The 14864-nt window shown below is 65.5% G+C and carries 14 protein-coding genes; 5 read left to right on the forward strand and 9 right to left on the reverse strand.

Translation table 11 applies throughout. The annotated features are described in order from the left end of the window. Nucleotides 1–36: 36 nt before the first annotated feature. Nucleotides 37–495 (reverse strand): Rrf2 family transcriptional regulator, encoded by a 459-nt coding sequence (locus tag QTA58_RS03250; protein WP_085422623.1) that lies wholly within the window; start codon nucleotides 493–495, stop codon nucleotides 37–39. A gap of 360 nt (nucleotides 496–855) precedes the next feature. On the opposite strand from QTA58_RS03250, the gene QTA58_RS03255 reads away from it, so the two are divergent. The 3 genes from QTA58_RS03255 (at nucleotide 856) to cysN (ending at nucleotide 4192) form a co-directional block, all read left to right on the forward strand. Next, a complete protein-coding gene (locus QTA58_RS03255) occupies nucleotides 856–1662 on the forward strand; it encodes a phosphoadenylyl-sulfate reductase (protein ID WP_289671702.1) in 807 nt (268 codons plus the stop codon). A 78-nt stretch (nucleotides 1663–1740) separates the two neighbouring features. Beyond that, nucleotides 1741–2694 carry a sulfate adenylyltransferase subunit CysD gene (cysD, locus tag QTA58_RS03260; protein ID WP_085422622.1) on the forward strand — a complete coding sequence of 318 codons (954 nt, stop codon included), beginning with the start codon at nucleotides 1741–1743 and terminating at the stop codon, nucleotides 2692–2694. 1 nt (nucleotide 2695) lies between these two features. After that, nucleotides 2696–4192: a sulfate adenylyltransferase subunit CysN gene (gene cysN, locus QTA58_RS03265; protein WP_289671703.1), complete on the forward strand. Its 1497-nt coding sequence runs from the start codon at nucleotides 2696–2698 to the stop codon at nucleotides 4190–4192. 213 nt (nucleotides 4193–4405) lie between these two features. On the opposite strand, the gene QTA58_RS03270 is transcribed toward cysN, so the two are convergent. Continuing rightward, nucleotides 4406–5479, reverse strand: coding sequence for a LacI family DNA-binding transcriptional regulator (locus tag QTA58_RS03270; RefSeq protein ID WP_289671704.1), 1074 nt, complete (start codon nucleotides 5477–5479; stop codon nucleotides 4406–4408). 245 nt (nucleotides 5480–5724) lie between these two features. After that, nucleotides 5725–7668, reverse strand: a complete 1944-nt coding sequence (locus QTA58_RS03275) for an FAD-binding monooxygenase (RefSeq protein ID WP_289671705.1) — start codon at nucleotides 7666–7668, stop codon at nucleotides 5725–5727. A gap of 202 nt (nucleotides 7669–7870) precedes the next feature. On the opposite strand from QTA58_RS03275, the gene QTA58_RS03280 reads away from it, so the two are divergent. Continuing rightward, entirely contained in the window at nucleotides 7871–8353 is a 483-nt protein-coding gene (locus tag QTA58_RS03280; protein WP_289671706.1) for a MarR family transcriptional regulator, read from the forward strand. An 89-nt stretch (nucleotides 8354–8442) separates the two neighbouring features. Here QTA58_RS03280 and QTA58_RS03285 read toward each other — a convergent pair whose 3' ends face one another. Then, the gene (locus QTA58_RS03285) at nucleotides 8443–9345 is read right to left on the reverse strand and encodes an SDR family NAD(P)-dependent oxidoreductase (protein ID WP_289671707.1); all 903 of its coding nucleotides are present in this window, start codon (nucleotides 9343–9345) and stop codon (nucleotides 8443–8445) included. A gap of 95 nt (nucleotides 9346–9440) precedes the next feature. Next, nucleotides 9441–10181 carry an SDR family oxidoreductase gene (locus QTA58_RS03290; RefSeq protein ID WP_289671708.1) on the reverse strand — a complete coding sequence of 247 codons (741 nt, stop codon included), beginning with the start codon at nucleotides 10179–10181 and terminating at the stop codon, nucleotides 9441–9443. Nucleotides 10182–10303: 122 nt separating this feature from the next. Here QTA58_RS03290 and QTA58_RS03295 point away from each other — a divergent pair, with 122 nt between their 5' ends. After that, nucleotides 10304–11194: a LysR family transcriptional regulator gene (locus tag QTA58_RS03295; protein WP_289671709.1), complete on the forward strand. Its 891-nt coding sequence runs from the start codon at nucleotides 10304–10306 to the stop codon at nucleotides 11192–11194. 4 nt (nucleotides 11195–11198) lie between these two features. Here QTA58_RS03295 and QTA58_RS03300 read toward each other — a convergent pair whose 3' ends face one another. The 4 genes from QTA58_RS03300 to QTA58_RS03315 are packed head-to-tail and all read right to left on the reverse strand — an operon-like array spanning nucleotide 11199 to nucleotide 14861. Next, on the reverse strand, nucleotides 11199–11975 hold the full coding sequence (locus tag QTA58_RS03300) for a methyltransferase domain-containing protein (protein WP_289673354.1): 777 nt from the start codon (nucleotides 11973–11975) through the stop codon (nucleotides 11199–11201). Between the two features lie 2 nt (nucleotides 11976–11977). Continuing rightward, the gene (locus QTA58_RS03305) at nucleotides 11978–12808 is read right to left on the reverse strand and encodes an ABC transporter ATP-binding protein (protein ID WP_289671710.1); all 831 of its coding nucleotides are present in this window, start codon (nucleotides 12806–12808) and stop codon (nucleotides 11978–11980) included. After that, nucleotides 12805–13833, reverse strand: a complete 1029-nt coding sequence (locus QTA58_RS03310) for an iron ABC transporter permease (RefSeq protein ID WP_289671711.1) — start codon at nucleotides 13831–13833, stop codon at nucleotides 12805–12807. Before QTA58_RS03310 ends, QTA58_RS03305 begins: the two co-directional genes overlap by 4 nt. Next, nucleotides 13830–14861: an ABC transporter substrate-binding protein gene (locus QTA58_RS03315; protein ID WP_289671712.1), complete on the reverse strand. Its 1032-nt coding sequence runs from the start codon at nucleotides 14859–14861 to the stop codon at nucleotides 13830–13832. Before QTA58_RS03315 ends, QTA58_RS03310 begins: the two co-directional genes overlap by 4 nt. Nucleotides 14862–14864: the final 3 nt, after the last annotated feature.

Raw genomic sequence — 14864 nt, forward strand, 5'->3', positions numbered from 1 at the left:
GCGAGCCCTACAGCGCCAAGACGAAGGATCGACGCCTTACGCCGTCAGCAGTTCCCGGACCGGGGCGGCCTTCGGCTCTCCGGCGCCTTCGACCGCATCGGCGATGGTCGTGCTGAACAGCACGTCGCGGGTAGCATCGGCGACGCGGGCGAAGACGTGGCGGATTTCGCAGAGATGCTCGCCGTCGCAGTCCTCGCATTTGCGGTAGGCGGTCTGGCTGAGGCAGGGAAGCGGCGCGATCGGCCCGTCGACGAGGCGCAGCACCTCGCCGAAGGTGATGGCGTGGGCCGGCTTCAGGAGGAGATATCCGCCCTGCTTGCCGCGGCGGCTGACGACGATGCCGGAGCGCTTCAGGTCGAGCAGGATCTGTTCCAGGAACTTTTTCGGAATGCTCTGCTGGACGGCGATCTCGGAGATCAGCATCGGCTCGGCGGGATCGGCCTGCGCGAGCGCCGCGAGCGCTCTCAGCGCATATTTCGCTTTCTGGGATATCATCACGCAACCATCGACAATAACGCCGCCGCAAGGCCAAATCGGTCCTCACGGCGCCGCTCAATCAGCTTCGTACGGGGCATCCACGGGTTCGCCGCAAAGGCGCTCAAGGGGTGCATGTCCGCAATCGGAAACCCTGCCTTGCGGGCATATATCCCGATTAGCTCAAATCATGAGAAAATACAAACCAATGCGAGCGTTTCCGAAGATAAAATCGGTCACTTTTGGTTAAGGCGGCAGGTTTTTTGTGTGAGGCCGGCTTTGGAGAGATATTTGCTCTCCATCTCCATGGGAAGAAACGGGTTTTTCTGTCCTTACGTGCGCGAAACCGGGATAATCAAGAAATCGCTCACGAAAGAAGACATGATGACCCTTCACGACGATGCAGGCCAAGACCGTTCGGCCCCAGATTCCCCGGCACTGGATCCTCCGGCGCTGGCCGAAACTCTTGATGCAAAGCTCGAAAGCCTCGACCTTGCAGGCCGCCTTTCGCTGGCTGCCGAGCTCGGCCACGCGGTGTTCACCACCTCGCTCGGCATCGAGGACCAGGTGATCGCCGCCGCGATCGGCACCCACCGCCTGCCGGTGGAGGTGTCGACGCTGGAGACCGGCCGCCTGTTCAAGGAAACCGTCGACCTGATCGGCGAGACCGAGGAGCGCTACGGCATCACGATCCGCCGTTTCGTGCCGGAACAGGACGACGTGGACGCCTATGCCGCGCAATACGGTCTGAACGGCTTCTACGACAGCGTCGAAGCCCGCCACGCCTGCTGTCACGTGCGCAAGCTGAAGCCGCTCGCCAGGGCGCTTGCCGGCGCCGACGTGTGGATCACCGGCCTCCGCCGCGGCCAATCGGGCAACCGGGCATCGACGCCGTTTGCCGAATACGATGCCGAGCGCAACCTCATCAAGATCAACCCGCTCGCCGATTGGGACATCGAGACGATCCGCGCCCATGTGGCGGCGGAAGCGATCCCGGTCAACCCGCTGCACGCGCGCGGCTACCCCTCGATCGGCTGCGAACCCTGTACCCGCGCCATCAAGCCCGGCGAGCCCGAGCGTGCGGGCCGATGGTGGTGGGAAAACGACGAGAAGCGCGAATGCGGCCTGCATGTTCCGGACAACCATGTGCCGGAAAGCGCCGCTCAACCCGTCGCCCAAGCCAGCTAACTGGGCCAGCTAAACCGGCCAGCCAAGCAAGCCAGCTAACCTTTTGTGTTTGTTACAGTCGAATACCCGGAGACCGAAATGCCCCTGTCCGTACAGGAAACGGAAATCAAGAATCCGCCCGTTTCCAGACCGCCGCTCGATCCCCATCTGAAAGCCCTCGAAAACGAAGCGATCCACATCTTTCGCGAAGTGGCGGCAGAGTTCGAAAAGCCGGTGATGCTCTATTCGATCGGCAAGGACTCGTCCGTCCTCCTGCATCTCGCCCGCAAGGCCTTCCATCCCGGCCGCGTCCCCTTCCCGCTTCTGCATGTCGACACGACCTGGAAGTTCCGCGAGATGATCGAGTTCCGCGACGAGATCGCCGAGAAATACGATCTCGACCTCGTGGTCCACACCAATCAGCGCGGCAAGGCCGAGAACATCACGCCCTTCACCCACGGCTCGGCCTTCTATACCGACGTGATGAAGACGGAGGCGCTGCGCCAGGCGCTCGACGCCGGCGGCTACGACGCGGCCTTCGGCGGCGCGCGGCGCGACGAGGAGGCCTCGCGCGCCAAGGAGCGCATCTATTCCTTCCGCACGCCGGACCACAAATGGGACCCGCGCAACCAGCGGCCGGAGCTCTGGAACATCTATAACGGCATGATCAAGAAGGGCGAGAGCGTGCGCGCCTTCCCGCTCTCCAACTGGACGGAGGTCGACATCTGGCGCTACATCCAGGCCGAAGACATCCCCCTCGTGCCGCTCTACTACGCCGCCGAACGCCCCTATGTGGAGCGCGACGGCATGATGATCCTTGCCGAGGATCCGCGCCTCGAACTGCTTCCCGGCGAAAAGGTGCAGCGGGGCATGATCCGCTTCCGCACCCTCGGTTGCTTCCCGCTCACCGGAGCCATCCGCTCCAACGCCACGACGCTGGAAGAGGTGATCGCCGAACTCGAGATCGCCACCGTCTCCGAACGCCAGGGCCGCGCGATCGACCGCGACCAGTCCGGCTCGATGGAAAAGAAGAAGCGCGAAGGATATTTCTGAGATGAGCGCCACAGCTACAGCCAACGCCGCATCGGCGAACGTCATCCCCTTCGCCGAATCCGCCGCCAAGGCGCATCGCGACACCCGCCCGCTCAGGCTCATCACCTGCGGCTCGGTCGACGACGGCAAGTCGACGCTGATCGGCCGCCTGCTCTGGGACACCAAGGCGGTGAAGGAAGACCAGGCCGCGACGCTCGCCCGCGACAGCGGGAGCCAGAACGATCTCGGCCTGCCCGACTTTGCCCTGCTGCTCGACGGCCTGCAGGCCGAGCGCGAACAGGGCATCACGATCGACGTCGCCTATCGCTATTTCTCGACCGACCGGCGCTCCTTCATCGTCGCCGACACGCCCGGCCACGAGCAATATACCCGCAACATGGCGACCGGCGCCTCGACCGCCGATCTCGCCGTGCTTCTGGCCGATGCCCGCGCCGGCCTGCTCGAACAGACCCGCCGGCACGCGACGATCGCGGCGCTGATGGGCATCCGCCAGTTCGTGCTGGCGGTCAACAAGATCGACCTCGTCAATTACGACAAGGCCATCTTCGAGAAGATCGCCCATGATTTCCGTGAATTCGCGCTGTCGCTCGGCGTGCGCCAGATCACCGCGATCCCGATGTCGGCGCTGAAGGGCGAGAACGTCGTCTATCCGGCCACGGCCTCGATGCCCTGGTACGAAGGTCCGACGCTGATCGACGCGCTGGAGCTTGCGACCGTGCGCTCCGCCCAGGCCGGCGGTTTCCGCCTGCCGGTGCAGCGCGTCTCCCGTCCCGGCGAAAGCTTCCGCGGCTATCAGGGCACGGTCGCCAGCGGATCGATCAAGCCAGGGGACTCTGTCGCGATCCTGCCTTCCGGCACGGTCGCGAACGTCAAGCAGATCGTCACCTTCGACCTGGTGCGCAATGCGGCCGTCGCAGGTGACGCGATCACGCTCGTGCTCGACCGGCAGGTGGACGTTTCGCGCGGCGACATGATCGTCTCGATCGACGGCCCGCCGATGACCGGCCTCGATTTCGACGCGCAGCTCGTCGCGCTGCAGCCGGGCGGCATCGAACCGGGCAAGCGCTACTGGCTGAAGAGCGGCTCCCGCCGCCAGCGCGTCACCGTCGAACCGATCTGGCAGCTCGAACTCGCCACCGGTGCATGGCAGCCGCACGCCTCGACGCTTCAGATGAATGCGATCGGCAAGGTGCGGCTTTCCTTCGAGGAGACGGCGATCTTCGATGCTTACGAACAGAACCGCTCGACCGGCGCTTTCATCCTGATCGATCCCGACACCCTGAACACCGTGGCGGGCGGCATGATCACCGCCAAGCGCGGCGAGACCGGCGGCATCCATCGGGAAGGCCAAAGGGTGCTCCTGTCGCTGCCGGCCGATCTTGCCGAACAGATCATGGCGAGCGAACTCTTCGCCAGCCGCCGCGACGAGACGGAAATCCGCCGCATGACCGCCAAGCAGGCAGCGGAGATATTCTCCAACGCAGCGAGCGACATCTGAGCGTTCGCCGCGCAAGGATAAAGAAGGGGGCCGGAAGGCCCCCAGGCTGCTGACAAAGGCGAGACTTCTCTTTCGTCATGCTCGGGCCTGTCCCGAGCATCTGCCAACCGTTGCTTGTCGGATCGCTGCAAATCCTCGGCACAAGGCCGAGGATGACGCCGAACAAGACTAGAGGTTCGTCAACAAGCCGGGGGCCGGAAGGCCCCTTTCGCTTCACATCCCCGCCGTCAGGGTCTCGTCCGCCGTCTCTCGGCGAAGACCGCAGGAAGACCGCGTCGAGCCGCGCCGGATCAGCTCGAAGGAGAGGTTGACGACGCCATCCGCTCCGTCGACGCCGGCGCGCGCCCGGACGAGCAGATCGGCAGCCCGATACCCGATGTCGAAAGCCGGCACCCGGACCGTCGTCAGCGGCGGCTCCGTATGGGCGGAATACGGCAGGTCGCCGTAACCGCAAATCCCGAGATCTTCCGGCACGCGCAATCCGAGCCTGCGGCTCTCGAAAAGGGCGCCGAGCGCGATGTCGTCGTCCTGGCAGAACACCGCGTCGACCCCCTTCACGCCATCCACCAGCCTGCGCAGAAGCCGGCAGCCGAGCTCGACGGTCGCCGGCGTGTGGTCGCAAACCACGAGCGCGGGGTCGTAAAGGCCTGCCTCCTGCATCGCCGCGCGATAGCCCTGCTGGCGCCTCTGGCCGCGGATATCGGCATGCGCACCCAGCAGGCCGATCCGCCTGTACCCGCAGGCGAGAAGATGGCGCGTCGCCGCGGCGGCGGCTTCGAAATTGTCGCCGCCGACCGCCGCGCCCTTCGTCCGCAGGGCGGGATCGATGACGTGCACCACGGGGCATGTGCCCGATTTCAGAAGATCGGCCGTCTTCTCGGGCACATCGAGGCCCGCAAAGATGATACCGGCCGGGTATTGCGACAGGAAAAGCCGGATGAGCCGCCGCTCCTCTTCGGGATCGTTGCGGCAATTGGCATATTGGATGCGGAAATCCGTGCCCTGGGTGCGCGCCTCGATGCCGCGCACGAAATTCAGCGTGCCCTGATGGGTGAGCGCGGGAACCAGGACGCAAATGGTGCCGTTCAGCCGGCTTGCCAGGGCCCGGGCCGCCAGGTCGGGCATATAGCCCATCTCCTCCACCTGGCTGAGGATCTTTTCGCGAAGTGCTTCGGAGACCTTTCCCGGGTCGCGCAAGGCACGGGAAACGGTAATGGCACTGATCCCGAGCGCATTCGCGACATCCAGCAATGTCACCCGCTCGGATTTGGAATTTCTATGCGACATGCCTGTTGCGGCCATCCTTCTTCGGCCCCCGCTCCAGGCCGCTTCCCGGGGAGCAAGGGAGTATTGCAATGTACACGTTTCGGTTGCCATCATGCATGGAAGCGGCAGCCGCACCTAGTACAATTTTAGGCCTGCAAAAGTGTGGGGTTGCTCAATAAGGTCTATCTAACGCAAGAGGATCGATCCGGCCCTGCGGAAACAAGCGGCAGTCCTGCGTCGGGCTGCCGCGGCTTCGGCTTTCCCATTCAAACCCTCGGCAGCATGAAGCCATCGAAGAAGGCCGCGAGCTCCGCATGCGCATCGAGCGGGAGGACATGGGCGACATACTGGTCCGGCCGCACCACGACCATGCAGCCCCGTTCCCTGTCGATACCGCGCATATCGAAAACGTCTCTGCCGCTCCTGAGGTCGGGGCAGAACATCTTCTCGTAGTCGCGAAGCCCCAAACGTCCCTTCGCGGGCAGAAGCAGGGCCGGCATGGATTCCACGGCAAGCTCGCGATGGGCCTGCTGGAAGATCGCCCGGAGATCGATCACCGAATCGATATCCCCGTCTGCCGACGTGTATTTGCGGACCGGCGATGCGGGAGAATCCGCGAGAAAATCGCACAAGGCCCGCAGGCGCGAGGACGGCGCGGCACGGTCTCCGGCGCCTGCGAAGGCATAGATGCGCCAGCGGCCGTCCGCCTTCGCCGCATGACCGAGTTCGACCGGCTTGGCATCGCCCAGGCGGATGACCGGCGCGGAATGGAAGCGCATGCCGATCGTCAGTCCCTTCGCCAGATGCTGATGGGTCGCTTCACCGGTGAGGACGGACGGACGGTAGCGGGTCGCCGTTCCCGCGGTGTAGCGCCCGGACCTGACGAAGTAGCTTTGGACTTCGGCCGGTTCGACACCGTCCGGATTGCTCTCGGATTTCAGCGGCGCGCTCAGCATCTTTGCCCATTCGCGGTCGAAATCGATCAGCTCCCGGGCGATCGCCTGGCGCTCGGCCGAGTAGCTGTGCAGCAGCTCGGGCGGGCACCGCCCCTGGAGAACGGCCGCCAATTTCCACCCAAGGTTGAAAGCATCCTGCATCGATACGTTCATGCCCTGCCCCGCTTTGGGGCTGTGGGTATGGCAGGCGTCGCCGGCGATGAAGACATGCGGCAGGCGCGTCCGGACCTCGTCCTCCGGCACGTCGTCGAACTTGTCGCAAAGCCGCTGGCCGATCTCGTAGACCGACCACCAGGCGACTTCCTTCACATCGAGCTTGTAGGGATTGAGAATGCGCTGCGCCGCCGCGATCAGATGATCGACCGTGATGTTCCTGCTCGCCACACGCTCGTTGACGGCAAGCTTGTCGAGCTCGACATAGATGCGGACAAGATAACCGCCTTCGCGCGGAATGAGGACGATGCTGCCTTCGCCGGCGGACTGGATCAGCGCCTTGAGGCGGATATCGGGGAAATCGGTGACGGCCAGCACATCCATGACGCCCCAGGCCTGATTGGCGGAATCCCCCTTGAGTTCCCGGCCCAGAGACTTGCGCACCGCGCTGCGTGCGCCGTCGCAGCCGACCACGTAGCGGGCTTTCACCGTCTCCACCTGCCCTTCGTGCGAAGGATCCAGCCGTTCGAGCCGGACGGTGACCGGATGGGTGATAGCCCCGCCGCCGGATACGGCGGGGTCGATCTCGAGATCGATCAGGCGCTGCGCATAGTGGGGTTCCAGCCGGTTCGGCGAGCGGCGCATGACGTCGAGATAGAAATCGTGGACGCGCGCCTGGTTGAGGATGACATGCGGCATTTCGGAGAGCCCGTCTTCGACATCCTCTATCCGGCCGTGGCGGACGATGTTCTCCCGGTTGCCATCGTCGGGCTTCCAGAACGACGTCTCGTTGACCCAATAGGATTCCTTCAGCACGCGCTCGGAAAAGCCGAAGGCCTCGAACATTTCGAGCGTGCGGCAGGCGATGCCGTCGGCCTGGCCCAGTTGCAACGGGCCGCTCTTCTGGTCGACGATGCAGGTCCTGATGCCGGGAAAGGCCGAGAGCTGCGCCGCAAGCGTCAGGCCGGCCGGCCCGCAGCCGACGATCAGCACGTCGACCTCCCGGGGAAGAGAGTTGCTGCCGGACGACGACAGGGCCTGTTCGGACCGTTCCGACACACCCGGATCGCCCGTCCGGAATCCGTTCAGATGAAATTGCATGGGACTGCCTCCTCCGCGTGCCTCCGACGGGTGTCCGGTTCAAGCCGGTTACATACCGGCTTCAAGCCGACCGTATCGACGGCCGGACCGCCCCGTGATTTAAGTCGATGCGGCGATGCCTGTAGACAAGCCGTCGCGATAATTGATCAGTATGCTGATTATCAGTATACTGTCAAGAGCGTGTTCAACGGTGGAGAGATCGGTGAAGGACAACAATGACATGCCCGGGCACCTGGCCCGCCGGTTCCAGCAGATCGCCGTGGCGGTCTTCCATGCCGAGGTCGAGGAGGCGGGATACGACCTGACGCCAGTGCAATACGCCGCACTCGCCGCGATCAGCACCAACCCGGGAATCGACCAGATAACGCTTGCCGGACTGATCGCCTACGACCGGACGACCATCACCGGCGTGGTGGACCGGCTGGCGCAGAAGGGATTGGTGGCGCGCAATCCGAGCAGCAGGGACAGGCGCGCCCGCGAATTGCAGATCACCGATGCGGGACGGCAGACCCTTGCCGGCATCACGCCGGCGGTGGAGGCGGCGCAGAAGACCATGGTGCGGGGGCTCACGGCAGAGGAGACGGAGGAGCTGATGCGGCTCCTGCGCAAGGCGATCGCCGCCGGCAACGAACTCAGCCGGGCGCCGCTGCGGGAGGCTTCGGCACAGGCTGCCAAAGACAAATAGGCCGCCCGATCGGTCCCGATCGGACTTCCAGGCGGCCTGCACTGAACGAGTGGGCGGCCTGGTTGGTCCCGGCCGCGCCATGAAAACGATCAGCCGATGACCGTCGGCTTCAACAGGTCTTCGAGGCCGATGCGGCGGAACAGTTCGGCCCGGACACGGTCGGCGACGCCGTTGACGATTTCCGCACCGTCCTCCGACGGATCGATATGGACCCGGAAGGGCCGCTTGCCGAACGGCTTGCCGACGACATCGACGATGGCGGCGGCGACTTCGGCGGCATCCGCATCCGCCGGTTCCAGCGAGGCAAGCCCCTGCAGCGCCTGTTCCGGCACGCCTTTGTAGGGGCCGTCGTTATATTCCGCGGCGCGGGCGGTATCGGCCGGCGCGCCGGAATGGGCGAAGTGATTGGTGCCCTTGGTGAAGGCGCCCGGGACGATGATCGACGTCTCGATGCCCCAGCGGGTCAGCTCGCCCGCATAGGAGACGGCGAGCGAATCCATCGCGGCCTTGGCGGCGAAATAGGGCGAGAGGTAAGGCGGCGTGCCGCCCCGGGTGCTGGAGGAGGAAACCCACACCACGAGGCCCCGCCCCGCCTTGCGCATGTGCGGCAGGGCCGCACGGTTGACGCGCTGCGTGGAGAGCACGTTGATATCGTAGAGCTCCGCGAACTGTTCCGGCGTGAAGGCTTCGGCCGGGCCGAAGGACATGTGGCCGGCATTGTGGACGATGACGTCGATGCGCCCTTCCTCGGCGATCACCTTGGCGATGCCGGCTTCGACGGAGGCGCCGTTCGCGACATCCAGTTCGACGGTGCGCAGATCGACGCCGTTCTCCTTTGCAAAGGCGGCGGCATCGGCGACGGCCCTGGCGTTGCGGGTCTCGGTGGCGCGGATGCCGGCATAGACGGTATGGCCGGCCCTGGCGAGCGCGCGGGCGGCAAGCGCGCCGAAGCCGCTCGATGCGCCGGTGATGACGATGACTTGCTTGCTCATGATCTTGATCCTTTTCTGTGCGGGTTCTGGGGCGATGTCGGCAGCCTTGGAGCGACGGCCATGGCCGCCGCCGGGCTTGCTTCGAACAGGATTGCTCAGATGACGCCGCCGTTGGCGCGCAGCGTCTGGCCGTTGATCCAGCCGCCGTCCGGGCCGGCGAGGAAGGCGACGGCGGCGGCGATATCTTCCGGCGTGCCGAGCCGTTCCAGCGGGTTCATCTTCGCCATGCGCTCGATCAACTCGTCCGACTTGCCGTTCAGGAAGAGGTCGGTCGCCGTCGGGCCGGGAGCGACCGCGTTGACGGTGATATCGCGGCCGCGCATCTCCTTGGCCATAATCGCCGTCATGGTTTCGACGGCGGCCTTGGTGGCGGCATAGACGCCGTAGGTTTCCAGCTTCAGGCCGACGACGGAGGTCGAGAAGTTGACGACGCGGCCGCCGTCGCGCAGACGCTTTGAAGCTTCGCGCAGCGTGTTGAAAGTACCCTTGAGATTGACGGCGACCTGGCGGTCGAAATTGGCATCGTCGGCGCCGGCAAGCGGCGACAGCATCATGATGCCGGCATTGTTGACGAGCACATCGATGCCGCCGAAAGCGGTCTCGGCGCTGTCGAACATGCGGCGGACGGCTTCCGCATCGGCAACGTCGGCCTGGGCGGCGACGGCCTTGCCGCCGGCCTGCTCGATCCTGCGGACGACCTCTTCGGCCGCGGCGGCATTGCCGGCATAGTTGACGACGACGGTGAAGCCGTCCTTGCCGAGACGTTCGGCGATCGCAGCTCCGATGCCGCGGGAAGCGCCCGTGACGATGGCGACCTTGTTCTGATTGGCAGACATTTTCTTCTCCTTCGGTTCTCCGCGCCGCAGCGCGTTTTCGGTGAGGAGAAGATGGCGCTTTCCGATCTGCGGATAATCGGGCATAGTTCGCCATCACTATCCGAAGATCGCGAACAAAACTCATGGACCGATTTGACGCCATGCATGTCTTCACCCGCGTCGTCGAGCGCCGCAGCTTTACGCTGGCGGCCGAGGATACGGGTCTGCCACGCTCGACGGTGAGCGACGCGGTGAAGGAACTGGAGGCCCGCCTCGGCGTGCGCCTGCTGCTCAGGACCACGCGGCATGTCAGCCCGACGCTCGACGGCGAAGCCTATTACCAGCGGTGCCTCTCGATCCTCGCCGATATCGAAGATGCCGAGGGCGCCTTTGCGGGCGTCAGGCCGAAGGGGCTGCTGCGGGTGGATGTGCACGGCACGCTCGCCAGGCATTTCGTGCTGCCGAACCTGCCCTCCTTCCTCGAAACCTATCCGGAGATCGAATTCTACATGAGCGAGGGCGATCGGCTGGTCGATCTCGTGCGCGAAGGCATCGACTGCGTGCTGCGGGTCGGCACGCCGCAGGACAGCGACCTGATCGCCCGGCGCGTCGCCATGCTGGACGAAGTCACGCTCGCCTCGCCCGCCTATATCGAAAATTTCGGCCTGCCCGGGCATCCGGAGAAACTCGACGGCCACCGTATGGTCGGCTTCCGCGCGACCGGCAGCACTGCCGCGCTTCCGCTGGAATTCACCGTGAACGGCACGGTCCGCAACATCGCCATTCCCGCGACCGTGACCGTCAACGCGGCGGAAAGCTATATCGCCACCGCCCGGCTGGGGCTCGGCCTGATCCAGATCCCCCGCTATCACGCAACGAACGATCTCGCGGCCGGCACGCTGGTCGAGGTGCTTTCGGCCTTTCCGCCGACCAGGACGCCGGTCTCCCTGCTCTACCCCCGCAACCGGCAGCTCTCGCCGCGGGTGCGCGTCTTCATCGACTGGCTGGTCCGGATATTCGCAGACAACGCGTGAGCGGCTAACCCGGCCGCCGGCAGGAGAGAATGAAACGCCGGTAAAGCCGCGTGCGCAGCCGGTTCCGCAGATCGGCGGTCTTCCGCTGGGCGGCAGCGATCGGCGCATGAGAGGCGATCCCGATATTCTCGAAGCCGGTCGCTTCGATCAGCGGCACGAGCTTTTCCACGGTGAGGCCTTTTCCGAACGGCAGCCGCTGCATGATGCTCTGATGGCGGTCGCTCATTGCGCCGTCGTAATGCGGATCGGCGCCGCTCAGCCGGTCGATCAGGCAGATGGCGTAAGACGCGAGCTTTCCAAGCGGAGTCGGTCTCGCCCAGTCTCCATCGAAGACCAGGAGCCTGCCGCCGGGCTTCAGGACCCGGTACCAGTCGGCAAGGGCCTGTTCCGGCGCCGTCAGCGTCCAGACGAGATGGCGGCAGACGACGGCGTCATAGCTTTCGTCCGGCTCCATCGTCCGTTCCGCATCGGCAAGGATGAAACGAACCCGCTTGCGCCCCGCATGCTTGCGGCGGGCGACGCTCAGCATCGCCTCGGAGAAATCGAGCGCCGTCACCTCGTGCCCGAGGGAGAGCAGCACGTTCGTCACTTCGCCGGTGCCGCAGGCCAGTTCGAGGACCTTGAGCGGTTCGCTGCCGAGGCCGCGCCGGACCGCGGCCGCCCAGGCCTCCAGTTCCGGTCCGGGCGGAATGCGGTGGCCGAAGGCGAGATCGAAGGTTTCCGACCGTTTCGACCAGTATTCGCGGATGTCCTCCTTGAGGTGGTGGTTGCGTCCATCCATGTTCAAGATACCCCACCTGCGACCGTCTCAAGCCGCGCACCGTTCCCGCGCCGCGACGCCGGACGGGACTGCCCGGCAGCCCGGTAGCGGATGAAACAGCTGCCGTCGCTTTCGTGATCGATCTCCGCTTCCACGCCGAAGACGTCGCGGATGCGCTCAGGCGTCAGCACCTCGCGCGGCACACCGAGCGCCACCAGCCGGCCACCCTGCATGACCGCGAGGCGGTCGCAGAACATGGCCGCATGATTGAGGTCGTGCAGGGCCGCCGCCACGGTCAGATCCTGCCGGCGCACCAGATCGAGCAGGCCGATCTGGTGGCCGATGTCGAGATGGTTGGTCGGCTCGTCGAGGAGCAGTATCTTCGGCTGCTGCGCGAGCGCACGGCCGATATGCAGGCGCTGGCGCTCGCCGCCGGAAAGCGTGTGCCACAGCCTTCCGGACAGATGGGCCATGTCGACGTTCCGAAGCGCGGCCTCGACGATCGCATCGTCCTCGGGCGACCAGGGCGACAGGGGGCCGAGATAGGGCGTGCGCCCGAGCTCCACCGCCTGCCGGGCGGTGATCCGCTCGCCGGTCTCCGCCTGCTGCTCCACCAGCGCCAGCCGGCGGGAAACCTCGCGCCGCCCGAGCGCCGTGATCGGCACGCCGTCCAGCAGGACCTCCCCCGACTTCGGCTTGCGGATGCCGGCAAGCAGCGCCATCAGGCTGGTCTTTCCCGAGCCGTTCGGGCCGATGATGCCGAGAAACTCGCCGGTCCGCACGTCGAGCGAAACATCGCGCAGGATTTCGGCGCCGCCGGCGGTCCATGAAACATTCCTGGCCGAAAGCGTCATGCGCGGCCCCTCCTCTGTCCGAGAATCAAGGCGAAGGCCGGGGCTCCGACAAGCGCGGTGATCACGCCGATCGGCAGGACCTGGCCGGGTATCAGGATGCGCGACAGAATATCGGCCACGATCATGAAGACGGCGCCGATCAGCGCCGCCGCCGGCAGGAGAACGCCGTGCCGCACGCCGACCAGCATGCGCGCCGCATGCGGGATGACCAGCCCGACGAAGCCGATCGAGCCGACGATGGACACCATCACCGCCGTCATCATGGCGCAGATGCCGACCAGCGCGAGATAGGTGCGGCGAACCGAAATGCCGAGCGAGGCGGCCTGCTCCGCGCCGAAGGTGAAGGCGTCGAGCGAGCGGGCATGCCAGAGGCAGACCACGAGGCCCAACAGGGCAGCGGGTATGGCAAGCCAGGCATCCGGCCAGCGGACGCCGGAAAGATTGCCGAGCAGCCAGAACATGATGCCACGCGCCTGATCCGCGGTCGCCGCCTTGGTGACGATGAAGGAGGTGAGCGCGTTGAAGAGCTGCGAGCCCGCGACCCCCGCAAGGATGATGGCCGCCGTTCCCTTGCCCGCCTTGAGAGCGAGCAGGCTGACCAGCGCAAAGGCAACCAGCGCCCCGAAAAAAGCTCCCATCGGCAGCGTCAGGAATCCTCCGCCGAGGCCCAGGATCGCCACGCCGACGGCGCCGGTGGAGGCGCCCGCCGAAATGCCGAGGATATACGGGTCTGCCAGGGGATTGCGCAGCAGCGACTGCAGCACGACGCCGGAGAGGGCAAGCGAGGCCCCGCAGCAGGCCGCCACGACCGCGCGGCTCAGCCGATAGCTCCAGACGATGCCCTCGTCGATCGGTTCCAGCGGATAGCCCGCATCCCACAGCCGGTTGGCGACCGTCTTGGCGACGACATCGAACGAGATCGCGGTCTCGCCGATCGCCGCACCCAGCCAGAGCGCGGCGACGAGGACGACGAGCGCGAGGGAAACCGCCCCCGTCCGCCCGATCGAGGACAAGGCCCGGCTCATCTGGCGAGGCCGGCGGCTGCGATGGCTTCGGCCAGCGTCTCGATGCCTTCGATCGTGCGGATCGTCGGGTTCATCGCCTGCGCGTCCATGTCGAAGACATGGCCGTTCTTCGCGGCCGGCATCAGGCTCGCGACCGGGTCTGTCTCAAGGAACTTGTACTTGGCCTCGATGCTGTCCAGCGGATAGCGGCGCCGGTCCATGGCGCCCGCGACGATCATGATCGGATCGGCCTTGGCGATGGTCTCCCAGCCGACCGTCGGCCATTCGTCGTCCGTCTTGATGATGTTCTCGATCCCGAGAGCCGACATGATATAGCCCGGAGCGCCGTTCCTGCCGGCGACATAGGGATCGGCGCCCGCGGCACTGGAGAACCAGAAGACGGCGGAAAGCCTGCCTTCCGCAGAAGCGACCTTGGCCCGGGCGGCGGCTTCGCGGTGCTTCAGATCGGCCACGACTTCCTCGCCCCTGTCCTCTACGTCGTAGATCTTCGCGAGATCGCGGATCTCCCGATAGACGAGGTCCATGGTGAAGACCTGGTGGCGGACGCCGTCGCTGGCGGCGGAATTTTCCTTGCCGGTGCAATCGGACGGCGACGTGTAGACCGGGATACCGAGTTCCTCGAACTGTTCGGGCTTGCCGACCACGCCCTCGGGGCCGACCTGCCACTGGAACTGCACGGCGACGATATCCGGCTTCTTGGCGAGCACGCTTTCGAAGCTCGGCTCGTTGTCGGCAAGCCGGTCGATCTTCGAATTCACCTCCTCATACCCCTTGAGGACCGGCCCGACCCAGAGCGCGGTGCCGACGACCTTGTCGGCCAGGCCTAGGAGGTAGAGGATTTCGGTGCTGCTCTGGCCGATGGAGACGGTGCGCGACGGAGCCTTTCCGAAAGTCACCTGCCGGCCGCAATTTTCGAGCGTGAGCGGATAGCCGGTCTGCGCCGCCAGGGCACCGTGGAACAGGCCGGAGGCGATCAAGGAGATGGCGCCGAGGCCCGCGAGCGACGGCCGTTTCAGAAAGATATTCATCGT

Origin of the sequence: Neorhizobium sp. CSC1952 (genome assembly GCF_030378245.1) — a bacterium.
GTDB classification, from domain to species: Bacteria; Pseudomonadota; Alphaproteobacteria; order Rhizobiales; family Rhizobiaceae; genus Neorhizobium; species Neorhizobium oryzae_A.

Bases quoted from the DNA above. Each gene is read 5' to 3' on its own strand.
- QTA58_RS03290 (WP_289671708.1), bottom strand. From the start codon at position 10,181: ATGTCTGCCAATCAGAACAAGGTCGCCATCGTCACGGGCGCTTCCCGC.
- QTA58_RS03315 (WP_289671712.1), bottom strand. From the start codon at position 14,861: ATGAATATCTTTCTGAAACGGCCGTCGCTCGCGGGCCTCGGCGCCATC.
- cysD (WP_085422622.1), top strand. From the start codon at position 1,741: ATGCCCCTGTCCGTACAGGAAACGGAAATCAAGAATCCGCCCGTTTCC.
- QTA58_RS03275 (WP_289671705.1), bottom strand. From the start codon at position 7,668: ATGCAATTTCATCTGAACGGATTCCGGACGGGCGATCCGGGTGTGTCG.
- QTA58_RS03300 (WP_289673354.1), bottom strand. From the start codon at position 11,975: ATGGATGGACGCAACCACCACCTCAAGGAGGACATCCGCGAATACTGG.
- QTA58_RS03255 (WP_289671702.1), top strand. From the start codon at position 856: ATGATGACCCTTCACGACGATGCAGGCCAAGACCGTTCGGCCCCAGAT.
- QTA58_RS03295 (WP_289671709.1), top strand. From the start codon at position 10,304: ATGGACCGATTTGACGCCATGCATGTCTTCACCCGCGTCGTCGAGCGC.
- QTA58_RS03285 (WP_289671707.1), bottom strand. From the start codon at position 9,345: ATGAGCAAGCAAGTCATCGTCATCACCGGCGCATCGAGCGGCTTCGGC.
- cysN (WP_289671703.1), top strand. From the start codon at position 2,696: ATGAGCGCCACAGCTACAGCCAACGCCGCATCGGCGAACGTCATCCCC.
- QTA58_RS03250 (WP_085422623.1), bottom strand. From the start codon at position 495: ATGATATCCCAGAAAGCGAAATATGCGCTGAGAGCGCTCGCGGCGCTC.
- QTA58_RS03305 (WP_289671710.1), bottom strand. From the start codon at position 12,808: ATGACGCTTTCGGCCAGGAATGTTTCATGGACCGCCGGCGGCGCCGAA.
- QTA58_RS03310 (WP_289671711.1), bottom strand. From the start codon at position 13,833: ATGAGCCGGGCCTTGTCCTCGATCGGGCGGACGGGGGCGGTTTCCCTC.
- QTA58_RS03270 (WP_289671704.1), bottom strand. From the start codon at position 5,479: ATGTCGCATAGAAATTCCAAATCCGAGCGGGTGACATTGCTGGATGTC.